The sequence below is a fragment of the Pseudomonas sp. GW822-FHT06D10 genome, from assembly GCF_058799535.1.
The window spans coordinates 661984-688494 of the sequence record NZ_JBXALN010000004.1 but is presented as its reverse complement, the minus strand read 5'-3'; the positions used below and the strand labels follow the sequence as shown (position 1 = coordinate 688494).

At 70.0% G+C, this 26511-nt stretch carries 1 pseudogene (only partly in view); it reads left to right on the top strand.

Annotated features, from left to right (window positions below):
- Positions 1–26511, top strand: a pseudogene (locus tag AC1RL5_RS16925) (non-ribosomal peptide synthase/polyketide synthase) (its annotated part extends 1103 nt beyond the left edge of the window); the annotation flags it as partial.

Genomic DNA, 26511 nt, shown 5'->3' with positions numbered 1-26511 from the left:
GTTCAGCGCCATGCTCAACTACCGCCACAGCCACGCCGCCGATGGCGCCCAGGTGCAGGAGGTGGCCCCGGGCATCCAGGTGCTGGGCGCCGAAGAACGCACCAACTACCCGCTGACCATCAACATCGATGACCTGGGAGAGGATTTTTGCATCACCGCCCTGGTGGATCGGCAACTGGGCGCCGAGCGCATCGCCGGCTACCTGCTGACCGCCCTGGAGAGCCTGGCCCTGGCCTTGCAGAGCACTCCGCAGGCACCGCTGTACAGCCTGGAGATGCTCCCGGCCAGCGAGCGCCGCTACCTGTTGCAGGGCCTGAACACGCCGCTGGGGCACTACCCGGACAGCCCGCTGATCCACCAGCAGGTGGAAGCCCAGGCCCGGGTCCAGCCCGAGGCCCCGGCGCTGCTGTTCGGCGAGCTGCGGCTGAGCTACGGCGAGCTCAACCGGCGCGCCAACCAGGTGGCCCACCGTTTGCTGGCGCTGGGCGTACGCCCGGACCAGCGGGTGGCGATCTGTGTCGAGCGCGGCGTGGAAATGATCGTCGGCCTGCTGGGCATCCTCAAGGCCGGCGGCGCCTACGTGCCCATCGATCCGGCCTACCCCCGCGAGCGCATCGCCTACACCCTGCAGGACAGCGACCCGGTGGCGCTGCTGGTGCAGGCCGGCACCCAGTCCCTGGTGGCCGACCTGCGGGTGCCGCTGATCGACCTCGACAGCCGCACCCTGGCCCATGAAGCCCAGGACGACCCCGAAGTGCCGGGGCTGACCCCGGCCCACCTGGCCTATGTGATCTACACCTCGGGCTCCACCGGCCTGCCCAAGGGGGTGATGGTGGAGCACCGCAACGTGGCCCGGCTGTTCAGCGCCACCCGCGACTGGTTCGACTTCAACTGGCGGGACGTGTGGGCGCTGTTCCATTCCTTCGCCTTCGATTTCTCGGTGTGGGAGATCTGGGGGGCGCTGGTGCATGGCGGCCAGTTGCTGGTGGTGCCCCAGGCCGTCAGCCGTTCGCCGGATGACTGCTACCGGCTGCTCTGCGAAGCCCGGGTGAGCATCCTCAACCAGACCCCCAGCGCCTTCCGTTCGCTGATCGCGGCCCAGGACCAGAGCCCCCTCAAGCACTCCCTGCGCCAGGTGATCTTCGGCGGCGAGGCCCTGGAACCGGGGATGCTCAAGCCCTGGTATGCCCACCTGGAAAACGTCGGCACCCAGCTGGTGAACATGTACGGCATCACCGAAACCACGGTGCACGTGACCTATCGCCCGTTGCAGGCGGCGGACGCCCAGCTGGTGGGCAGCAGCCCCATCGGCCGGCGCATTCCCGACCTGCAACTGTATGTGCTCGATGCCCACCGCGAGCCGCTGCCCAGCGGCGTGGTGGGTGAGTTGTATGTGGGCGGCGCCGGGGTTGCCCGGGGCTACCTCAACCGCGATCAGCTGACCGCCGAGCGCTTTATCGCCGACCCCTTCAGCCACGAGCCGGGGGCGCGGCTGTACAAGACCGGCGACCTGGCGCGCTGGCGCAGCGACGGCAGCCTGGAGTACCTGGGGCGCAACGATGACCAGGTGAAGATCCGCGGCTTTCGCATCGAGCTGGGGGAGATCGAGGCCCGCCTGGCGGCCTGCGACGGCGTGCGCGAAGCGGTAGTGATCGCCCGGGAAGACACCCCGGGGGACAAGCGCCTGGTGGCCTATGTGATCCCCTGGCCGGGGGCCGCTGCCAGCGCTGCGCAACTGCGCGAGCAACTGCAACAGAGCCTGGCCGAGCACATGCTGCCCAGCGCCTTCGTGACGTTGCAGGCCTGGCCCCTGACCCCCAATGGCAAGCTCGACCGCAAGGCCCTGCCGGCGCCGGACAGCCAGGCCCTGGCGCGGCGTGAATATGCAGCGCCCCAGGGCGAGGTGGAACAGGCCATCGCGGCGATCTGGCAAGAGCTGCTGGGCTTGCCGCAGGTCGGGCGCCAGGACAACTTCTTCGAGCTGGGCGGGCACTCGCTGCTGGCGGTCAAGCTGATGGAGCGCATGCGCCAGGTGGACCTGTGCGCCGATGTGCGGGTGCTGTTCGGCCAGCCGACCCTGGCCGCGCTGGCGGCGACTGTAGGCGGGCAGCGCGAGGTGCAGGTGCCGGCCAACCGCATCGCCGCCGATTGCCGCCACATCACCCCGGACCTGCTGCCCCTGGCGGACCTCGATCAGGCCGCCATCGACCGGCTGCTGGCGCGGGTGCCCGGCGGCGCCGCCAACGTCCAGGACATCTATGCCCTGGCGCCCTTGCAGGCGGGGATCCTCTATCACCACCTGAGCAGCGCCGAGGGCGATCCCTATGTGCTCCAGGTGCAGTTCGAATTTGCCGGCGAAGACGCCCTGCAAACCTTCACCCTGGCCTTGCAGCAGGTTATCGCGCGCCACGACATCCTGCGCAGCAGCATGGCCTGGGAAGGCCTGGAACAGCCGGTGCAGGTGGTCTGGCGCCAGGCGCCCCTGGACATTCAGGTGGTCGAGGCGGACCCGGCCCAGGGCCCGGTGCTGGAGCAGCTGCAGGCGCGTTTCGACCCCCGTCGCTACCGCCTGGACCTGAGCCGGGCGCCGCTGCTGCAACTGGCCTGCGCCGCGGACCCGGGGCAGCAGCGCTGGCTGGGCCTGCTGTTGTTCCACCACCTGGCCCTGGACCACAGCTCCCTGGAGGTGTTGGTGGAGGAGATCAGCGCGGTGCTGCAGGGCACCGCCGCGCAGTTGCCGGCGCCGGCACCGTACCGCAACTATGTGGCCCAGGCGCGCCTGGGCCATGGCGAGGAGCAGCACCAGGCGTTCTTTCGCGAGATGCTGGCGGACATCGACGAGCCGACCCTGGCCTTCGGCCTGCAGGACGTGCAGCGCGACGGCAGCGGCATCCGGGAGCGTCAACTGCGCCTCGACCCGGCGCTGTGCCGGCGCCTGCGGGAGCAGGCGCGGCACCTGGGAGTGAGCCTGGCCAGCCTGCTGCACCTGGCCTGGGGCCGGGTGCTGGGGCAACTGGCGGGCCGCGATGACGTGGTGTTCGGCACCGTGCTGCTGGGAAGGATGCAGGGCGGCGCCGGTGCCGACCGGGCCCTGGGCATGTTCATCAACACCTTGCCGTTGCGGGTCAGTGTCGGGGAACAGGGCGTGGCCGAGGCCTTGCGCGCCACCCATGCCCGGCTGGCCCGATTGCTGGGCCACGAGCACGCCTCCCTGGCCCTGGCCCAGCGCTGCAGCGGCGTGCCGGCATCGCTGCCCCTGTTCAACAGCCTGCTCAACTACCGCCACAGCGCTGCCGACACCGCGCAGCAGGGGCCGGCGAGCTGGGAGGGGATCCGCGTGCTCGAGTCCCGGGAGCGCAGCAATTACCCCCTGGCGCTGAATATCGACGATGACGCCCAGGGCCTGCGCCTGACCGTGCAGGCCGTGGCGCAGGTGGACGGCGATCGGGTCTGTGGCTACCTGCAGTGCGTGCTGGAACACCTCGCCCAGGCCTTGGAGCAGACCCCGGCCCTGGCCCTGGAGGACATCCCGGTACTGCCGGCGGCCGAGCGCCGCCAGGTATTGCTGGAGTTCAATGCCAGCACCCGCGACTACCCGCGCCAGCACACCGTGCACCGGCTGTTCGAGGCCCAGGCCCAGGCCCACCCGCAGCGGGTGGCGGCGGTCGAAGGCCAGGCGCAGCTCAGCTACGGCGAGCTCAATACCCGGGCCAACCAGTTGGCCCGGCACCTGCTGGAGCTCGGGTTGCAGCCCGGCGACCGGGTGGCGATCCTGTTGCCCCGGTCCCTGGACCTGCTGGTGAGCCAACTGGCCGTCTGCAAATGCGCCGCGGCCTATGTGCCCCTGGATATCAACGCCCCGGCCCAGCGCCAGGCCTTCATGGTGGAAGACAGCGCCAGCGTGCTGCTGCTCAGCCGCAGCGACCAGGTGCTTGCGTGCCCGGCCAGAAGGGTCGACCTGGACCGCCTGCAACTGGCGCCATTGCCCGGGCACAACCCGGACCTGGCGCAGTCGTCCGAGACCGTGGCCTACATCATGTACACCTCCGGCTCCACCGGCGTGCCCAAGGGCGTGCGGGTGCCGCACCGGGCCATCAGCCGCCTGGTGCTCAACAACGGCTATGCCGATTTCAACCCCGAGGACCGGGTGGCCTTCGCCTCCAACCCGGCCTTCGACGCCAGCACCATGGATGTCTGGGGCGCCTTGCTCAATGGCGGCCGGGTGCTGGTGATCGATCACTACACCCTGTTGGAGCCTGCGCGTTTCGGCCAGGCCCTGAGCACGGCCGGGGCCACGGTGCTGTTTGTCACCACGGCGCTGTTCAACCAGTACGTGCAACTGATTCCCGAGGCCCTCAAGGGCCTGCGGATTCTCCTCTGCGGCGGCGAGCGTGCCGACCCGGCGGCCTTTCGCCGCCTGCTGGCGCTGGCGCCGCGGCTGCGCCTGGTGCACTGCTACGGCCCCACCGAAACCACCACCTACGCCACCACCCATGAAGTCACTGCCCTGGCCGATGACGCCGAGCACGTGCCCATCGGCCGGCCGATCGGCAACACCCGGGTGTATGTCCTGGACGCTCAACAGCGGCCGCTGCCCATCGGTGCCCCGGGGGAGATCGTGATCGGCGGCGACGGCGTGGCCCTGGGTTATCTCAACCGCCCCGAACTCAATGCCGAGAAATTTATCCGCGACCCTTTCAGCGAACAGCCCGGGGCCTTGCTGTACCGCACCGGGGACATTGGCCGCTGGCTGGGCAACGGCCTGCTCGAATGCCTGGGGCGCAACGACGATCAGGTGAAGATCCGTGGCCTGCGCATCGAACTGGGGGAAATCGAGGCGCGCCTCACTGCCTGCGCCGGGGTCAAGGAGGCCGTGGTCCTGGCCCGGGAAGACGAGCCCGGGGACAAGCGCCTGGTGGCCTACTACACCCTGCAGGCGGACGCCGCGCCGCTGCCGGCCGAAGCCCTGCGCGCGGCCCTGCAGCAGCAACTGCCGGACTACATGGTGCCCCTGGCCTACGTGCAGTTGCAGGCCTTGCCCCTGACCAACAACGGCAAGCTGGACCGCAAGGCGCTGCCGGCGCCGGCCCCGTCGGCCTTGCTCAGCCGTGAATTCGTCGCCCCCCGGGGCGAGGTGGAAATCGCCCTGGCGCGGATCTGGAGCGAGCTGCTCAAGGTGGAGCAGGTGGGGCGCCACGACCACTTCTTCGAACTGGGCGGGCACTCGCTGCTGGCGGTGAGCCTGATCGAGCGCATGCGCCAGATCGGCCTGAGCGCCGATGTGCGGGTGCTGTTCAGCCAGCCGACCCTGGCCGCCCTGGCCGATGCCGTGGGCAGCGGCCGGGAAGTGCAGGTGCCGGCCAACCTCATCAGCGCTGATTGCCCGCGCATCACCCCGGACCTGCTGCCCCTGGTGGAACTGGACCAGGAGGCCATCGACCGGGTGCTGGCCAGCGTGCCGGGCGGTGTGGCCAATGTGCAGGACATCTACCCCCTGGCGCCGTTGCAGGAGGGCATTCTCTATCACCACCTGAGCGCCGGGCAGGGCGACCCCTACCTGCTGCAATCGCGCCTGGCCTTCGACAGCCTGGAGCGCCTGCAGCGTTTCGCCGGGGCCCTGCAGCAGGTCATCACGCGCCATGACATCCTGCGCACCGCGGTGCTCTGGGAAGGCCTGCCGCAACCGCTGCAAGTGGTCTGGCGCCATGCCGAGCTCCGGGTCGAGGAACAGCACCTGGACCCGGCCGGGGGTGACCTGCTGGCGCAGTTGCAGCAGCGCTTCGACGCCCGTCACTGGCGCCTGGACCTGGCCCAGGCGCCGCTGATCCGCCTGGTCTATGCGCGAGAGCCCGGGCAGCAGCGGGTGCCGGCGATCCTGCTGTTCCACCACCTGGCCCTGGATCACACCGCCATGGAGGTGATCGGCGAGGAAATGCGCGACCTGCTGTTCGACCGCGCGCAGCACCTGGGCACACCGGTGCCGTACCGCAACTATGTGGCCCAGGCACGCCTGGGTGCCGGGCAGGCGGAACACGAGGCGTTCTTTCGCGACATGCTCGGGGACATCGACGAGCCGACCCTGGCCTTCGGCGTAGAGGATGTACAGGGTGACGGCCTGGGTATCGAAGAGGCCGAGCTGGTGCTGCCCGAGGCCCTGAGCCAGCGCCTGCGGCAACAGGCGCGGCACCTGGGGGTGAGCGCCGCGGCCCTGATGCACCTGGCCTGGGGCCTGGTGCTGGGGCAGTTGGCCAACCGTCGCCAGGTGGTGTTCGGCACCGTGCTGATGGGCCGCATGCAGGGCGGCGCGGGCGCCGACCGCGCCCTGGGGGTGTTCATCAATACCCTGCCGCTGCGGGTCGATGTGCAGGGCAGCGTGCGTGCCGCGGTCAAGGCCACCCACGCCCGGCTCAGCGCCTTGCTCGGCCATGAGCACGCCTCCCTGGCCCTGGCCCAGCGCTGCAGCGCGGTGGCGGCCGGCGCGCCGCTGTTCAACACCTTGCTCAACTACCGCCACAGCGTGCCGAACACGGCGGCGCCGGACGGCCTGGATATCTGGCAGGGCGTCGAACTGCTGGGGGGCGAGGAGCGCAGCAACTACCCGCTGAGCCTCAGCGTCGATGACCTGGGCGAAGGCTTCAGCCTGGCGCTGCTGGCCCAGGCCGGAATCGGTGCGCAGCGTGTCGGCGCTTATATGCAAAGTGCCCTGGAGCAACTGGCCCAGGCCCTGGAACACAACCCCCAGGCGGCCCTCGAACAGTGCTCGGTGCTGCCGCCACAAGAGCGCGAGCAACTGCTGGAGGGCTGCAATGCCAGCACCGCCGACTACCCCCGCGGGCAGACCCTGCACGGGCTGTTCGAGGCGCGAGCGGCACAGGCTCCCGACGCCGTGGCGCTGGTGCAGGGGCCGTTGCGCCTGAGCTACCGCCAGCTCAACCAGCAGGCCAATCAGCTGGCCCGGCAACTGCTGGAGTTGGGCGTGCACCCAGACGATCGCGTGGCCCTGTGCCTGCAACGCGGGCCGCACTTGTTGCGGGGCATGCTGGCGGTTCTCAAGGCCGGGGCGGCCTATGTGCCCATCGACCCGAGCCTGCCGGCCGAACGCATCGCCTACCTGCTGCAGGACAGCGCGCCGCTGGCGGTGCTGGTACAAAGCGCCACCCGCGAGCTGCCGGGCAGCCTTGCGGTGGTGTCGATCGATCTCGATGGGGTTGCCTGGCAGGAGGCCGAGCAGGGCAACCCGCTGCTGCCGCACCTGACCCCGGCGCACCTGGCCTATGTGATCTACACCTCCGGTTCCACTGGCCTGCCCAAGGGCGTGATGGTGGAACACCAGAGCCTGGAAAACCTGGTGCACTGGCACTGCGCGAGTTTCGACCTGGGCCCGGGGCGGCACAGCTCCAGCGTCGCCGGCCTGGGCTTCGACGCCATGGCCTGGGAGGTCTGGCCAACCCTGTGCAGCGGCGCGACCCTGCACCTGCCGCCCGCCGAAGTGGGCAGCCAGGATATCGAAGCGCTGCTGCACTGGTGGCGCGCCCAGCCCCTGGATGTCAGCTTCCTGCCGACCCCGGTGGCCGAATACGCCTTCAGCCAGGGGCTCGGCCACCCCACACTGGACACCTTGCTGATCGGTGGCGACCGCCTGCGCCAGTTCGCCGCCGACCCGGGTTTTGCAGTGATCAACAACTACGGCCCCACCGAAGCCACGGTGGTGGCCAGCTCCGGGCGGATCGAGGCCGGTAGCGCCCTGCATATCGGCCGGCCCGTGGCCAATGCGCGGCTCTACCTGCTGGACGAACTGCAGCGCCCGGTGCCCCAGGGGGTCAGTGGCGAGCTGTATGTGGCCGGCGCCGGGGTGGCCCGGGGTTACCTCAACCGCCCGCAAATGACCGCTGAACGCTTTCTCAACGACCCCTTCAGCGCCGAGCCCGAGGCACGCATGTACCGCACCGGTGACCTGGCCCGCTGGCGCGCCGACGGCAACCTCGACTACCTGGGGCGCAACGACGACCAGGTGAAGGTGCGCGGCATGCGCATCGAACCTGGGGAAATCGAGGCGGCGCTGCTCACCCATCCGGCCCTCAAGGAAGCCCTGGTGCTGGTCCGCGAGGGGCGCCTGCTGGCCTATTTCACTTCCCGTACCGAGGGTGTGCAAGCCGCCGCCGAAGACCTGCGCGACCACCTGCAAGGCCGGCTGCCGGACTACATGCTGCCGGTGGCCTATGTGCGCCTGCCGGCCATGCCCCTGACCGCCAACGGCAAGCTCGACCGCAAGGCCCTGCCACCGCCGGGGGAAGAGGCCTGGCTGAACCGGGAATTCGTGGCCCCCGAAGGCGAGGTGGAACAGGCCCTGGCGCGGATCTGGAGCGAGGTGCTGCAGGTGGAGGCGGTGGGGCGCCATGATCACTTCTTCGAACTGGGCGGGCATTCGCTGCTGGCGGTGAGCCTGATCGAACGCATGCGCCAGATCGGCCTGGACGCCGACGTGCGGGTGCTGTTCGGCCAGCCGACCCTGGCTGCGCTGGCGGCTGCGGTGGGCAGTGGCCGCGAGGTCGCGGTCCCGGCCAACCGGATCACCGCGGATTGCCCGCGCATCACCCCGGACCTGCTGCCGCTGGTGGAACTGGAGCAGGAAGCCATCGACCGAGTGGTGGCCAGCGTGCCCGGCGGTGTGGCCAACGTGCAGGACATCTACCCCCTGGCGCCGTTGCAGGAGGGCATCCTCTATCACCACCTGAGTGCCCGGCAGGGCGACCCCTACCTGCTGCAATCGCAGCTGGCCTTCGCCAGCCGGCAACGCCTGGATGATTTCGCCGCAGCCCTGCAGCGGGTGGTCGAGCGCCACGACATCCTACGCACCGCGGTGCTCTGGGAAGGCCTGAAGCAGCCGCTGCAAGTGGTCTGGCGCCAGGCAGGTGTGCAGGTGCAAGAGGTGCAAGCGAACCCCGCCCAGGGCGAGGTCCTGGAGCAACTGCAGGCGCGCTTCGATGCCCGGCACCTGCGCCTGGACCTGACCCGGGCGCCGCTGATGCGCCTGGTGTATGCCCAGGACCCGGCCCGCCAGCGCATCGTCGCCATCCTGCTGTTCCATCACATGGCCCTGGACCACACCGCCCTGGAGGTGGTGCGCGAGGAAATCCAGGCCTGCCTGCTGGGGCAGTCGCCCGCGGGCACGGCGATTCCCTATCGCAACTACGTGGCCCAGGCGCGCCTGGGTGTGAGCCGTGAAGAGCACGAGGCATTCTTTCGCGAGATGCTCGGCGATATCGATGAGCCGACCCTGCCGTTCGGCCTGCAGGACGTGCAGGGCGATGGCGATGCCATCGAAGAGCGCCAGCAGGCCCTGGAGCCGTCACTGAGTGCGCGCCTGCGGACCCAGGCCCGGTTGCTGGGGGTGAGTGCGGCGAGCCTGTTCCACCTGGCCTGGGCCCGGGTCCTGAGCGTCACCTCGGGCCAGGACCGGGTGGTGTTCGGCACCGTGCTGCTGGGGCGCCTGAGCGCCGGGCAGGGCGCCGACCGGGCCCTGGGCATGTTCATCAACACCTTGCCGCTGCGGGTCGACCTGGATGCGCGTGGCAGCCGTGCCGCGGTCAAGGACACCCACGCCCGGCTCAGTGCCTTGCTGGGTCATGAACACGCCTCCCTGGCCCTGGCCCAGCGTTGCAGCGGGGTGGCCGCGCCGCTGCCGCTGTTCAGTGCCATGCTCAACTACCGCCACGGCAGCGACGGGGTGCCGAGCCAGGCCGTGCAACAGGCCTGGCAGGGCATCGAGACCCTGCACAGCGAGGAGCGCACCAACTACCCCCTGAGCCTCAACGTCGACGACCTGGGCCAGGGGTTCCGTCTCACCGCCATGACCCTGGCGCGGATCGGTGCCGAGCGTATCTGCGGCTACATGCAGCAGGCCCTGCTGGCCCTGGTGGAGAACCTGGAGACGGCGCCGCAGCGGCCCCTGCGCGAGGTGCCGATCCTGCCGCCGCAGGAGCGTCAGCACCTGCTGCAAGGGTTCAACGCCACGGCCGTGGATTACCCCCTGGAGCAGACCCTGCACGGGCTGTTCGAGGCTCAGGTACGGCGCAGCCCCGAGGCCACTGCGGTGCAGGCCGGCGAGCAGCAGCTGAGCTACGGCGAACTCAACCGGCGCGCCAACCAGCTGGCCGGGCACCTGCTGCAACTGGGCGTCGGCCCCGACAGCCGAGTGGCGATCTGTGTCGAGCGCGGGGTGGAAATGGTGGTCGGCCTGCTGGCGATCCTCAAGGCCGGCGGCGCCTATGTGCCCATCGACCCGGGCTACCCCGCCGAACGCATCGCCTACATGCTCGACGACAGCGCGCCCCTGGCGGTGCTGGCCCAGGGCGCGACCCGGGCATTGCTCGGCGAACTGGCGCGGCCCCTGGTGGACCTCGACCAGCTGGCCTGGAGCGGGCCGGCGCCGGGCAACCCGCAAGTAGAGGGGCTGACCCCGGGACACCTGGCCTATGTGATCTACACCTCCGGTTCCACCGGCCAGCCCAAGGGCGCGATGAACGAGCACCGGGCCGTGGTCAACCGCCTGTTGTGGATGCAGGCGCAGTACCGCCTTGGCACCGAGGACGCGGTGTTGCAGAAGACCCCGTTCAGTTTCGACGTCTCGGTCTGGGAGTTCTTCTGGCCGCTGTTCACCGGCGCGCGCCTGGTGATGGCGCGCCCCGACGGGCACAAGGACCCGGCCTACCTGCGCCAGGTGATCCGCGAGCAGGGCATCAGCACCTTGCACTTCGTGCCCTCGATGCTCGATGTGTTCCTGGCCCAGGGCGAGGGCGCCGAGGACCTGGGCCTGCGCCAGGTGATGTGCAGCGGCGAGGCACTGCCGGGCAGCCTGGTGCGGCGCTTCAAGCAGCAACTGCCACAGGTGGCATTGCACAACCTCTACGGCCCCACGGAGGCCGCGGTGGACGTCACTGCCTGGGATTGCAGCGGCCCGCTGGCCGATACCCCGGACCACACGCCCATCGGCAAGCCCATCGCCAATACCTGCATCTACCTGCTGGACGCGCAGATGCAGCCGGTGCCCCTGGGGGTGGTGGGCGAGCTGTACATCGGCGGGGTGCAGGTGGCCCGGGGTTACCTGAACCGCGAGCAGTTGAGCGCCGAACGTTTCCTCAAGGACCCGTTCAGCAAGGAACCGGGGGCGCGCCTGTACCGCACCGGCGACCTCGGGCGCTATCAGGCCGACGGCACTATCGAGTACCTGGGGCGCAACGACGACCAGGTGAAGATCCGCGGCCTGCGCATCGAACTGGGGGAGATCCAGGCGCGCCTGACCCAGCTGGAGGAGGTCAAGGAGGCGGTGGTACTGGCCCGCGAGGATGTGCCCGGCGACCAGCGCCTGGTGGCCTACTACACCACCGTTGCCGGGCAGCCGGCCCTGGCGGTGGAACAACTGCGCCGGGCGCTGCTGGAACACCTGCCGGAGTTCATGGTGCCGGCGCTGTTCGTGCACCTGGCGGCGCTGCCCCTGAGCGCCAACGGCAAGCTGGCGCGCAAGGAACTGCCGGCCCCGGGGCTGGAGGCGGCCCAGGTGCGCGAGTACGAGGCCCCGGTGGGCGACACCGAAATCGCCCTGGCGCGGCTGTGGGCCGAACTGCTCAATGTCGAGCGGGTGGGGCGTCACGATCATTTCTTTGAACTGGGTGGGCACTCACTGCTGGCGGTCAGCCTGATCAGCCGCATGCGTGAGCTAGGCATGGAAGCCGATGTCCGGGCGTTGTTCGAACAGCCGACCCTGGCGGCCTACGCGGCCATGACCGAACGAATGGAGATCGTCCTGTGAGCGTGATCGAACTGTTGGCGACACTGAAGGAAAAGGATGTGCAACTGGTGCTCAAGGACGACCAGCTGGTGGTCCAGGGCAACAAGCAGGCCCTGAGCGAGCCGCAGCTGCTGGCCCGCTTGCGCGAGCACAAGCCGGAGCTGATCGAGCTGATCCGCGCCGGCCAGTATTCGCCGAGCAAGGCCGGGCAGGTGCAGGTGCCGGCCAATGGCATCACCCCGGGCATCAGCCGCATCACCCCGGCGATGCTGCCCCTGGCCAACCTCGACCAGGAGGCCATCGAGCGCATTGTCGCCAGCGTCCCGGGCGGGGTCGCCAACGTGCAGGACATCTACCCCCTGGCGCCCCTGCAGGAGGGCATTCTCTACCACCACGTCAGTGCGCAGCAGGGCGACCCCTATGTGATGCAGGCGCAGTTCGCCTTCGCCAGCGAGGAACGCCTGGAAGCCTTTGCCGAGGCCCTGCGCGGGGTCATTGCGCGGCACGACATCCTGCGCACCGCGGTGCTCTGGGATGGCCTGGAGCAGCCGATGCAGGTGGTCTGGCGCGAGGCCGGGCTGGAGCTGCAAGAGGTCGAGACCGACCCTGCGGCCAGTGAGGTTCTGGCCCAGTTGCATGCGCGTTTCGACGCCCGCCACTATCGCCTGGACGTCAGCCAGGCGCCGCTGCTGCGCCTGGTGCATGCCCGGGATGAAGCCGGGCAGCGCATCGTCGCCATGCTGCTGTTCCACCACATGGCCCTGGACCACAGCGCCCTGGATGTGGTGCGCCACGAGATGCAGGCCTTCCTCACCGGGCAGGCCGAGCGCCTGGGGCCGGCCATGCCGTTTCGCAACTACGTGGCCCAGGCGCGGCTGGGCATCAGCGAGCAGGAGCACGAAGCGTTCTTCCGCCAGATGCTCGGCGATATCGACGAGCCGACCCTGCCTTACGGCCTGCAGGATGTGCAGGGCGATGGCCGGGCCATCGAGGAATGCACCCAGGCCCTGGCAACCGAGTTGAGCCAGCGCCTGCGGACCCGGGCCCGGCTGGCCGGGGTCAGCGCGGCCAGCCTGTTCCACCTGGCCTGGGGCCGGGTGCTGGGCACCCTGGCGGGCAAGCACAAGGTGGTGTTCGGCACTGTGCTGATGGGCCGCCTGCAAGGCGCCGAAGCCACCGAGCGGGCCCTGGGGATCTTCATCAACACCTTGCCGTTTCGCCTGGATGTGGACAGCCAGGGCCTGGGCGAGGCCCTCAAGGCCACCCATGCCCGGCTCACCACCTTGCTGCGCCACGAACACGCGGCCCTGGCCCTGGCCCAGCGTTGCAGCGGCGTGAGCGCACCGACCCCGCTGTTCAGCGCCTTGCTCAACTACCGGCACAGTGCTGTCGGGGCCAGTGCCGCGGCCCAGGCCGCCTGGGCCGGGATCAGCACCCTGAGCTCCGAGGAGCGCACCAACTACCCCCTGACCCTGAGCGTCGACGACCTCGGGCAGGATTTCAGCCTGACCCTGCTGGCCAGCACCCAGGTCGACCCGCGGCGCATCCTCGGCTACCTGCTGTGCACCCTGGAGAACCTGGCCCAGGCCCTGGAGCAGACGCCGCAACTGGCCCTGGAGCAGTTGCCGATCCTGCCGGTGGCGGAGCGCGAGCAAGTGCTGGAAGGCTTCAACCGCAGCGCGGTGGACTACCCCCCGGGGCAGGCTATCCATGGCCGCATCGAGGCCCAGGCGCAGCGCACCCCAGACGCCCTGGCGGCCTGCTACCAGGGCCGCTCGCTGAGCTATGCCGAGCTCAACCGACAGGCCAATGTCCTGGCCCGGCAACTGCGCGGGCTGGGGGTGCAGCCCGATGACCGGGTGGCCATCGTTGCCCGGCGCAGCCTGGAAACGGTGGTGGGCCTATTGGCGATTCTCAAGGCCGGGGCCTGCTATGTGCCCATCGACCCGGCCCACCCGGCCGAGCGTCTGAACTACCTGCTTCAGGACAGCGGCCCGCGGGCGGTGCTGACCCAGGCCGAGCTGCTGGGGCGCCTGCCGGCCCTGGCGGTGCCGGTGATCGAACTCAACCAGCGGTTGTGGCTCGATCAGACGGCGGACAATGCCCAGGTGCCGGGGCTGAGCGCGGCCAACCTGGCCTATGTGATCTACACCTCCGGCTCCACCGGCCTGCCCAAGGGGGTGATGGTGGAGCACCGGACCCTGGGCAACCTGGTGGACTGGCACTGCCAGACCTTCGACCTGCGTCCCGGCAGCCAGGCCTCGTGCCTGGCCGGCTTCGGTTTCGATGCCATGGCCTGGGAGGTCTGGCCGGCGCTGTGTGTGGGCGCGACCCTGCACCTGGCACCGGCCCAGGACGGCAGCGAGGACCTGGATGCCTTGCTCGCCTGGTGGCGTGCCCAGCCCCTGGACGTGAGCTTCCTGCCGACCCCGGTGGCCGAGTACGCCTTCAGCCAGGAGCAGGGCCACCCGAGTCTGCGCACCCTGCTGATCGGCGGCGACCGCCTGCGCCAGTTCAGCCACGACCAGGGCTTTGCCCTGATCAACAACTACGGCCCCACCGAAGCCACGGTGGTGGCCAGTTCCGGGCCGATCCACGCTGGTGGCGAGTTGGACATCGGCCGGCCGGTGGCCAACGCGCGCATTTACCTGCTGGATTCCCAGCAGCGTCCGGTGCCCATCGGCGTCGCCGGTGAGCTGTATGTGGGCGGCGCCGGGGTGGCCCGGGGGTACCTCAACCGCCCGCAATTGACCGCCGAACGCTTTCTCGACGATCCCTTCAGCGACCAGCCTGGGGCGCGCATGTACCGCAGCGGCGACCTGGCGCGCTGGCTGGCGGACGGGCGCATCGACTACCTGGGGCGCAACGACGATCAGGTGAAGATCCGCGGCGTGCGCATCGAGCTGGGGGAAATCGAGACCCGCCTCTGCCAGTTCCCCGGTATCCAGGAAGCGGTGCTGCTGGCCCGCGAGGATCAGCCGGGCAACCCGCGGCTGGTGGCCTATTTCACCCAGCAGCAGGACGTCGCCCTGGACGTGGCGCAGTTGCGCGCCCACCTGCTGGCGCAGTTGCCTGACTACATGGTGCCGGTGGCTTATGTACGGCTCGACGCCTTGCCCCTGACCGCCAATGGCAAGCTCGACCGCAAGGCCCTGCCGGCGCCGGATCAGGCGGCGCTGTTTGGCCGTGAATACCAGGCCCCGCAAGGCGCTACCGAAACCACCCTGGCCGCGATCTGGCAGGAGGTGCTGCACCTGCCGCGGGTCGGGCGCCAGGATCACTTTTTCGAGCTGGGCGGCCATTCGCTGCTGGCCATGCGCATGGTGTCCCAGGTACGCCAGCGCCTGGGGGTGGAACTGGCCCTGGGCGAGCTGTTCGCCAATGCCGAGCTGAGCGCGGTGGCCGCGGTGCTGGAGCGCGCCGGGCGCAGCCATCTGCCGGAGATCTTCCCGGCGGTGCAGGATCACGACCTGCCGCTGTCCTTCGCCCAGCAGCGCCTGTGGTTCCTGGCGCAGATGGACGGTGCCGCCAGCGCCTACAACATTCCCATCGGCCTGGGCCTGCGCGGGCAGCTCGATCGCTCGGCGCTGCGCCAGGCGCTGCAGGCCATCGTCAGCCGCCACGCCACCTTGCGCAGCCGTTTCGTGCGCGTCGAGGATCAGCCCCAGGTGCTGATCGGGCCCCTGGACAGCGCTCTGGAACTGCACGAGGAAGACCTGCGCCAGGCGCCGCTGACCCTGGCCGGGCGGGTGCGTGCCGAAGCCGCCCAGGCCTTCGACCTGGAGCAGGGGCCGGTGATCCGCGCGCGCCTGCTGACCCTGGCGGACGATCACCATGTGCTGCTCCTGACCCTGCACCACATCGTTGCCGATGGTTGGTCCATGGGCGTGCTGACCCGGGAGCTGGTGGCCCTGTACGAGGCCTTCAGCCAGGGCCGGCCCGATCCCTTGGCGCCGCTGGCGGTGCAGTACAGCGACTTTGCCCTGTGGCAACGGCGCTGGCTCAGCGGCGAGGTGCTGCAGCAGCAGAGCGACTACTGGCGCCAGGCCCTGGCCGGCGCGCCCAGCCTGCTGATGCTGCCCACCGACCGGCCGCGGCCGCAGCAGCAGGATTTCAGCGGTGGCAGCATCGAGCTGCTGCTGGACCGGGCCCTGAGCGACCAGCTCAAGGCCCTGAGCCAGCGCCATGGCTGCACCCTCTACATGACCCTGCTGGCCGGCTGGGGGCTGCTGCTGAGCCGCCTTTCGGGGCAGGACGATCTGCTGATCGGCAGCCCGGTGGCCAACCGCATGCGCGCCGAGGTGGAAGGGCTGATCGGGCTCTTCGTCAACACCCTGGCCCTGCGCCTGGACTTGGACCCGGGGCAGAGCGTGAGCGGGCTGCTGGCCCAGGTCCGGGCCCGCAGCCTGGAGGCCCAGGCGCACCAGGACCTGCCGTTCGAGCAGGTGGTGGAAATCGTCCGGCCCCAGCGCAGCCTGTCCCACAGCCCGCTGTTCCAGGTGGTGCTGACCTGGGTCGACAACTTCGCCCAGGACCTGCAACTGGGGGACCTGAAACTCGAAGGTGTGGCCGGGGCCAGCGCGGTGGCCAAGTTCGACCTGACCCTGAGCCTGGGAGAAAGCCAGGGGCAGATCCGCGGAACCCTGGACTACGCCACCGCGCTGTTCGATGAGGCCACGGTGCAGCGCTATGCCGCCTACCTGGTGCAGGTGCTGCGGGCCATGGTGGCCGACGATCAGCAATGCCTGGCCCAGGTGCAGTGGCTGGATGAGACCGAGCGCCGGCAACTGCTGGAGGATTTCAACGCCAGCGCCGTGGACTACCCACGGGGCCGGACCCTGGCCCAGCGCTTCGAGGCCTTTGCCGCTCGGCAGCCCGAGGCCACGGCCCTGCAGGTGGGAGCGCAGCGCCTGAGCTATGGCCAGTTGAATGCCCGGGCCAACCAACTGGCCTGGCACTTGCGGGCGCTGGGGGTGGGCCCGGATCAGCGGGTGGCGATCTGCGTCGAGCGCGGGCCGGGGATGGTGATCGGCCTGCTGGGGATTCTCAAGGCCGGTGGCGCCTATGTGCCCATCGACCCGGGTCACCCCGCGGAACGCATCGCCTACCTGCTGCAGGACAGCGCGCCGCTGGCGCTGCTGGTGCAGGGCAGCACCCGGGCCCTGGTGGGCCAACCGGCCATGGCCCGGGTGGACCTCGACCAGCCCGAGTGGCAGGCCCGCCCCGAGGGCAACCTGCAGGTGCCGGGCATGAGCTGCGCGCACCTGGCCTATGTGATCTACACCTCCGGTTCCACCGGCCTGCCCAAGGGCGTGATGGTGGAGCATGCCAGCCTGGAAAACCTGCTGGACTGGCATTGCCAGGCTTTCGACCTGGGGCCGGGGCGACATGCCTCCAGCGTCGCCGGTTTCGGCTTCGACGCCATGGCCTGGGAGCTCTGGCCGACGCTCTGCGGCGGCGCCACCCTGCACCTGCCGCCGGCCGGTATCGGCCACCAGGACCTCGACCAACTGCTGCACTGGTGGCAGGCCCAGCCCCTGGACCTGAGCTTTCTGCCGACCCCGGTGGCCGAATACGCCTTCAGCCAGGGCCAGGGCCACCCGACCTTGCGCACCCTGCTGATCGGCGGCGACCGCCTGCGCCAGTTCAGCCAGGAGCCGAGCTTTGCCGTGGTCAACAACTACGGCCCCACCGAAACCACGGTGGTGGCCAGCTCCGGGCGGCTGCTGGCCGGCGGGCCCCTGGACATCGGCCGGCCCATCGCCAATGCACGGATCTACCTGCTGGACCCGCAGCAGCGGCCGGTGCCCATCGGCGTCGCCGGTGAGCTGTATGTGGGCGGCGCCGGGGTGGCCCGGGGCTACCTCAACCGCCCGGAGCTGACGGCCGAACGCTTTCTTGAAGACCCCTTCAGCACCGTGCCGGGCGCACGCATGTACCGCAGCGGCGACCTGGCGCGCTGGCGGGCGGACGGGCGCATCGACTACCTGGGGCGCAACGACGACCAGGTGAAGGTGCGTGGCGTACGCATCGAGCTGGGGGAGATCGAGACCTGCCTCAACCGCCTTCCGGGCATCCGCGAGGCGGTGCTGCTGGCCCGGGAAGACCAGCCGGGGCAGACCCGGCTGGTGGCCTATTTCAGTGCAATCCCCGGCGCCGAGCCGAGCCCGGCCGAGCTGCGCAGGCGCCTGCTGGAGCAACTGCCGGAGTACATGGTGCCGGCGGCCTATGTGCACCTCGCTGCCTTGCCCCTGACCGCCAACGGCAAGCTCGACCGCCGGGCGTTGCCGCAACCGCCGCTGGAGGCGCTGCTGAGCCGGGACTATGTGGCCCCCGAGGGCGACAGCGAGATCGCCCTGGCGCAGATCTGGAGCGAGCTGCTGCAGGTCGAGCGGGTAGGGCGCCACGATCACTTCTTCGAACTGGGCGGCCATTCGCTGCTGGCCATGCGCATGCTGTCCCAGGTGCGGCAGCGCCTGGGGGTGGAGCTGGCCCTGGGCGAGCTGTTCGCCAATGCCGAACTGTGCGCCGTGGCCGCGGCCCTGGCCCGGGCCGAGCGCAGCAGCCTGCCGGACCTGCTGCCGGCGCCGCGCAACCAGCCGCTGGCGCTGTCCTTCGCCCAGCAGCGCCTGTGGTTCCTGGCGCAGATGGAAGGGGCCAACACCGCCTACAACATTCCCATCGGCCTGCGCCTGCGCGGGCCACTGGACGGCGCGGCCCTGCAGCAGGCCCTGGAGCGCATCGTCGCGCGCCATGAAACCCTGCGCAGCCGCTTTGCCCAGTACGGTGACGAAGCCCAGGTGCTGATCGCCCCGGCCGAATCCGGGCTGGAGCTGCTGCTGGAAAACCTGCGGGGCCACCCCCAGGCCAGCGACGCCTTGCAGGCCCTGGTGCAGGGCGAGGCCTCGGCGCCGTTCGACCTGCAACGCGGGCCGCTGATCCGCGGGCGCCTGGTCAGCCTGGCGGACGACCACCATGTGCTGTTGCTGACCCTGCACCATATCGTCAGCGACGGCTGGTCCATGGGCGTGCTGACCCGGGAACTGGTGGCGCTGTACCAGGCCTTCAGTCGTGGCCTGCCCGACCCCCTGGCGCCGCTGGCGGTGCAGTACAGCGACTTTGCCCACTGGCAGCGGCACTGGCTCAGTGGCGCGGTGCTGGAGCAGCAGGCGCAGTACTGGCGCCAGGCCCTGGAGGGGGCGCCGCCGTTGCTCATGCTGCCCACCGACCGGCCACGGCCGGCCCAGCAGGACTACGCCGGCAGCAGCGTCGAGGTGCGCCTGGATGCGCAATTGACCGCCGGCCTGCGAGCCCTGAGCCAGCGCCATGGCACCACCTTGTACATGACCCTGATGGGCGCCTGGGCGCTGCTGCTGGGGCGGCTCTCGGGGCAGGCCGAGGTGGTGATCGGCACCCCGGTGGCCAACCGCATGCGCGCCGAGGTGGAAGGGTTGATCGGGCTGTTCGTCAACACCCTGGCCCTGCGCCTGGACCTGGAGGCGGCGCCCCGGGTCCAGGCGCTGCTGGCCCAGGTCCGCGCCCGCACCCTGGAGGCCCAGGCTCACCAGCACCTGCCGTTCGAGCAGGTGGTGGAGATCCTGCGGCCGTTGCGCAGCCTGTCCCACAGTCCGCTGTTCCAGACCCTGTTCACCTGGCAGAACGGCGACGGCCCGCAGTTGGAGCTGGGGGACCTGCAACTGGAGGGCATCCACGAGGCCAGCCACTTCGCCAAGTTCGACCTGTCCCTGAGCCTGGGGGAGGTGCAGGACCGCATCGAAGGCAGCCTGGAATACGCCACGGCGCTGTTCGATGAAACCACCATGCTGCGGTATGCCGGCTACCTGCAGCGGGTGCTGCAGGCCATGGTGGCCGATGAACAGATGCTGCTGGCACAGGTGCCGCTGCTGGATGCCGCCGAGCGCGAACAGCTGCTGCACGGCTTCAATGCCACCGCCCGCGATTACCCCCTGGAACAGACCTTGCACGGGCTGTTCGAGACCCAGGTGCTGCGCCGCCCCGAGGCCATCGCCGTGCAGGCCGGCGAGCAGCAGTTGAGCTACCGCGAGCTCAACCAGCAGGCCAACCAGCTGGCCGGGCACCTGCTGCACCTGGGCGTCGGCCCCGACAGCCGGGTGGCGATCTGCGTCGAGCGCGGGCTGTCCATGGTGGTGGGCCTGCTGGGCATCCTCAAGGCCGGCGGCGCCTACGTGCCCATCGACCCGGGCTACCCCGCCGAACGCATTGCCTACATGCTCGACGACAGCGCGCCCCAGGCGCTGCTGGCCGATAGCGCGACCCGGCCGCTGCTGGGCAACCTGGCGCTGCCCCTGGTGGATCTCGACCAGCCGCAATGGCACCGCCAGCCCCGGGTCAACCCGCGGCTCAACGGCCTGACCCCGAGCCACCTGGCCTATGTGATCTACACCTCCGGTTCCACCGGCCGGCCCAAGGGCGCGATGAACGAGCACCGGGCCGTGGTCAACCGCCTGCTGTGGATGCAGGAGCAGTACCGTCTCACTGCCGAGGACGCGGTATTGCAGAAGACCCCGTTCAGTTTCGACGTCTCGGTCTGGGAGTTCTTCTGGCCGTTGTTCACCGGCGCACGGCTGGTGATGGCGCGCCCCGATGGGCACAAGGACCCGGCCTACCTGCGCCAGGTGATCCGTGATGAACGCATCAGCACCTTGCACTTCGTGCCCTCGATGCTCGATGTATTCCTGGCCTATGGCGACACCCGCGAATGCGCCGGCCTGCGCCAGGTGATGTGCAGCGGCGAGGCGCTGCCGGGCAGCCTGGTGCGGCGCTTCAAGCAGCAGTTGCCGCAGGTGGCGCTGCTCAACCTCTACGGCCCCACGGAAGCGGCGGTGGACGTCACCGCCTGGGATTGCGCCGGCCCGCTGGCACAGACCCCGGACAACACCCCCATCGGCAAGCCCATCGCCAATACCCGCATCTACCTGCTGGACGGGCAGATGCAACCGGTGCCCCTGGGGGTGGTGGGCGAGCTGTACATCGGCGGGGTGCAGGTGGCCCGGGGTTACCTGAATCGCGAACAACTGAGCGCCGAACGCTTCCTCAAGGACCCGTTCAGCCAGGAACCGGGCGCGCGCCTGTACCGCACCGGCGACCTGGCCCGCTACCTGGCCGACGGCACTATCGAGTACCTGGGGCGCAACGACGACCAGGTGAAGATCCGCGGCCTGCGCATCGAGCTGGGGGAAATCCAGGCGCGCCTGACCCAGCTCGAAGGGGTCAAGGAAGCGGTGGTGCTGGCCCGGGAAGATGTGCCGGGCGACCAGCGCCTGGTGGCCTACTACACCACCGTTGCCGGGCAGCCGGCCCTGGCGGTGGAGCAATTGCGCCGGGCGCTGCTGGAACACCTGCCGGAGTTCATGGTGCCGGCGCTGTTCATGCACCTGGCGGCGCTGCCCCTGAGCCCTAATGGCAAGCTGGAACGCAAGGCCCTGCCGGCCCCGGGGCTGGAGGCGGCCCAGGTGCGCGAATACGAGGCCCCGGTGGGCGACACCGAGATCCTCCTGGCGCAACTCTGGGCCGAACTGCTCAAGGTCGAGCGGGTGGGGCGCCACGACCACTTCTTCGAACTGGGCGGCCATTCGCTGCTGGCGGTGAGCCTGATCGGCCGCATGCGCCGGGCCGGGCTCTCGGCGGATGTGCGGGTGCTGTTCGGCCAGCCGACCCTGGCGGCCCTGGCCGCTGCCGTGGGCCGCGGTCGCGAGGTGCAGGTACCGGCCAACCTGATCTACCGCGACTGCCCGCGCATCACCCCGGACCTGCTGCCGCTGCTGGCACTGGACCAGGCCGCCATCGACCGGGTGGTGGCCACGGTGCCCGGCGGTACCGCCAATGTGCAGGACATCTACCCGCTGGCGCCGTTGCAGGCCGGCATCCTGTTCCACCATCTGGCGGCTGGAGCGGGTGACCCCTACGTGTTGCAGGCGCAGTTCGCCTTTGCCAGCACCGAGCGCCTGCAGGCCTTCGCCCAGGCCTTGCAGGGGGTGATCGAACGCAATGACGTCCTGCGCAGCGCGGTGCTCTGGGAAGGCCTGGAGCAGCCGCTGCAAGTGGTCTGGCGCCAGGCGCCGCTGTGCTGCGAAGAGATCGCCCTGGAGCCTGGCGACGGCGAGGTGCTGGGCCAGTTGCAGGCGCGCTTCGACAGCCGTCGCTACCGCCTGGACATCGCCCAGGCGCCGCTGCTGCGCCTAGTGCATGCCGCCGACCCGGTGAACCAGCGAGTGGTGGCCCTGCTGCTGTTCCATCACCTGGTGATGGACCACGTGGCCCTGGAGGTGCTGCAGCACGAACTGCAAGCCTTCCTCCTGGGCCAGCAGCAGCGCCTGGGGGAAGCGGTGCCGTACCGCAACTACGTGGCCCAGGCGCGCCTGGGCATCGGCGAGGCCGAGCATGAGGCGTTCTTCCGCCAGATGCTCGGCGATATCGACCAGCCGACCCTGCCGCTGGGCCTGCAGGAAGTACCGGGAGGCAGCGCCGAACTCAGCGAAGCGCGCCAGCCCCTGGACCGCCTGCTGAGCCGGCGCCTGCGCTTGCAGGCGCGGCAACTGGGGGTCAGTGCCGCAAGCCTGATGCACCTGGCCTGGGGCCGGGTGCTGGGCAGCCTGGCGGGGCAGCAGCAGGTGGTGTTCGGCACCGTGCTGCTGGGGCGGATGCAGGGCGGCGAGGGCGCCGAACGGGCCCTGGGAGTGTTCATCAACACCTTGCCGCTGCGGGTCGATCTGGGCGAGTTGCCGGTGCGCGACGCCCTGCTGGCCACCCATGAGCGGCTGGCGCAGCTGCTTGGCCACGAACAGGCGCCGCTGGCCCTGGTCCAGCGTTGCAGTGGGGTGGAGCCGGGTACACCGTTGTTCAGCAGCCTGCTCAACTACCGCCACAGTGCCCCGGCGGCAAACCAGGCGGGGCAGGCCGGCAGTGCCTGGGAGGGCATGCAGTTGCTCAATGCCCAGGAGCGCAGCAACTACCCGCTGACCCTGAGCATCGACGACCTGGGGGACGGCTTCATGCTCACCGCCGTGGCCGCCGGGATCGATGCCCGGCGCATCTGCGACTACCTGCACGGCACCCTGGAACAGCTGCTGCTGGCCCTGGAGCAGCAACCGGAACAGGCCATCGGCCAGGTGCCGGTGCTGCCGCAGGCCGAGCGCCGGCAGGTACTGGAGGGCTTCAACGACACGGTGCGCGACTACCCGCGCGAGCAGGCCCTGCACCAGTGTTTCGAGGAGCAGGTGCTGGCCCGGCCGCAGCAGGTGGCAGCGGTGCAGGGCGCCGAACAGCTCAGCTATATCCAGCTCAACACCCGGGCCAACCAGCTGGCCCAGCATCTGCTGCAACTGGGGGTGCAGCCCGGGGATCACGTGGCGCTGCTGCTGCCGCGCTCCCTGGACCTGCTGGTGAGCCAACTGGCGGTGAGCAAGTGCGGCGCCGCCTATGTACCGCTGGACGTCAATGCCCCGGCCGAGCGCCTGGGGTTCATGCTGGCCGACAGCGGGGCGCCGGTGCTGCTCAGCCACAGCGAGCGGGTGCTGGAAGCCGCGGTGCAACGGGTCGACCTGGACCGCCTGCGCTTCGACCGGCTGGCCGGGCACAACCCGAACCTGGCGTTGTCGTCCGAGGCGGTGGCCTACGTCATGTACACCTCTGGTTCCACTGGAGCGCCCAAGGGCGTGCGGGTGCCGCACCGGGCCATCACCCGGCTGGTGATCAACAACGGCTATGCCGATTTCAACCCCGAGGACCGGGTGGCCTTCGCCTCCAACCCGGCCTTCGACGCCAGCACCCTGGAGGTCTGGGGGCCGCTGCTCAACGGTGGCCGGGTCGTGGTGGTGGACCACGCGACATTGCTGGACCCGCACGCCTTCGGCTCGCTGCTGGAACGCACCGGGGTCAGCCTGCTGTTCCTTACCACCAGCCTGTTCAACCAGTACGTGCAACTGATTCCCCAGGCCTTCAAGGGGCTGCGCATGCTGCTCTGTGGCGGCGAACGGGCGGATGCCACGGCCTTCCGGCGGATCCAGGCCGAGCTGCCGCACTTGCGCCTGGTCAACGGCTACGGGCCCACCGAGACCACCACCTTTGCCGTGACCCATGAGCCCGGTGAGCTGGCGGCGGATGCCGACAGCGTGCCCATTGGCCGGCCGCTGTCCAACACCCGGGTGTACGTGCTCGATGCCCTGGGCCAGCCGCTGCCGGTGGGGGTGGTGGGGGAGCTGTACATCGGGGGTGATGGCGTGGCCCTGGGCTACCTCAACCGTCCGGACCTGTCGGCGCAGAAGTTCCTCATCGACCCGTTTCACCAGCAAACCCACGGCACCGCTGCGCCGGCCCTGATGTACCGCACCGGCGACCTGGGCCGCTGGCTGGAAAATGGTCTTCTGGAATGCATCGGGCGCAATGACGAGCAGGTGAAGATCCGCGGCCTGCGCATCGAACCCGGGGAAATCCAGGCGCAGTTGGCCCGCTTCCCCGGCCTGCGGGACGGCGTGGTCGTGGTGCGTGAAGACAGCCCCGGGGACAAGCGCCTGGTGGCCTACTACACCCTGCACGAGCACACCCCGGCGCCGGACGCCGAGCAACTGCGCAGCCACCTGCAACAGCAGTTGCCGGACTACATGGTGCCCCTGGCCTATGTGCACTTGCAGGCCTTGCCCCTGACCCGCAACGGCAAGCTGGACCGCCATGCGCTGCCGGCGCCCGGCAGCGCGGCCCAGCTCGCCCAGGCCTATGCCGCGCCCCAGGGCGCGCTGGAGCAGGCCCTAGCCGGGCATTGGGCGGCGGTGCTGAAGCTCGAGCAAGTAGGGCGCCACGACCACTTCTTCGAACAGGGCGGGCATTCGCTCTCGGCCATCCAGTTGCTCAACCGCCTGCAACAGGCGGCGTTCGACGTGACCCTGGCGGAGCTGTTCCAGCACGCCACGGTGGCGGCCATGGCGCGCCTGTTGAGCGAGCGCACGGCCGCGCCGCGCTCCACCGAGCTGATCCCGGTGCGCACCGGCGGCAGTGGCCCGGCGCTGTTCCTGGTCCATGAGTTCACCGGGCTGGACGTGTATTTCCCGGCCCTGGGCCAGCACCTGGAAGGCGATTTCCCGATCTACGGCCTGCCCGGCGTGGCGGTCGGCGAGCCGCAGTTGCGCACCCTGGAATGCCTGGCCACACGCTTGCTTGACGTGATGCGCAAGGCCCAGCCGCAGGGGCCGTATCGCCTGGCCGGCTGGTCCTTCGGTGGCGTCCTGGCCTATGAGATCGCCCAGCAGTTGCTGGGCCTGGACCAGGAGGTGGAGTTCCTCGGCCTGATCGACAGCTACGTGCCGCGCCTGACCGACCAGGGCAAGGCGCGCTGGTCTGGCGAGCACGCGCACAAGCGCCACCTGCTGTTGCAGTGCCGCGCCTACTGGAGCGCCCAGGGCGCGGCCGGGGTGCAGCCTCTGGCGCATTTGGAACAACTGGAGGCGCTGCTGGAGCCACTGGACTTTGCCGACCTGCTGCAACGCTGCCGCGACCAGGGGCTGCTGTTCGAGCAACTGGCCACGGCGCCGCCGCAAGCGCTCGGCCATTACCTGGACCGCGAGGTCGCCCACGGCCATGCCCTGGCCCATTACCGGGTCCATCCCCTGGGCATGCCGGTGCATCTGTTCTGCGCCGCCGAACGGCCCACCGAGCTGTCCCGGCGCAGCCCGACCCTGGGCTGGGGCGAGATCCTGCCGGCGGGCGAACTGCACTGCATCAGCGTGCCCGGGGACCACCTGAGCATGATGAAGGCGCCGCATATCCAGGCCCTGGGGCACGCCCTGGGCCAGGCCCTGGCGGCGGCCAGGGCCAAGGGCGCGGTGAGCGCTGTGCCGCACCAGCCCTTGCTGCGGATCCAGAGCGGGCGCCCCGGGCACACGCCGATCTTCTGCGTGCCCGGGGCCGGTGACAGCATCACCGGCTTTATCGGCCTGAGCGAGGCCCTGGGGGCCGAATGGCCGATCCTCGGCCTGCAGGCCCGGGGCCTGGACGGCTGCGGGGTGCCCCATGGCCAGGTCGAAGTGGCGGCCCGGCATTACCTGGAGGCGATCACCGCCGAGTACCCCGACGGGCCGCTGCACCTGATCGGCCATTCCTTCGGCGGCTGGGTGGCATTCGAGATGGCAGGGGCCCTGCAGGCCGCCGGTCGCGAAGTGGTGTCGCTGACCCTGATCGACAGTGAGGCTCCCGGAGGCAATGGCGCGCTAGGGCGGCCCTATACCACCACCGCGGCGCTGTGGCGCTTGATCGAATCCATGCAACTGGCAGCAGGCCAGGACATGGGCATCGACCCCGAGCGCTTCGCCGCCGAGGACGACGGCATGCAGATGCACCTGCTGCATGCCGGCATGGTACGGGTCGGGCTGTTGTCCCCGCGCGCCGACCCGCGGGCCATGCACGGCCCGGCGCGAACCTTCGCCAGCGCCCTGCGCACCCGCTACCAGCCTCTGCGCCCGTACCAGGGCAAGGTGCGCCTGGTGCTGGCGGATGACCCGAGCCTGGACGCCGCCGGCAACCGCCGGGAGCAGCAGGGGATGGTCCAGGGCTGGCGCCGGCAGGCTGCGCACCTGCAGGTGTGGTACGGCCCGGGCAACCACTTCAGCCTGCTCAAGGCGCCCAACGTCTACCACCTGGCGGCCTGGTGGCATGACGGCCTGGCGCTGCCCCAGGGGGAGGTCATGTCATAG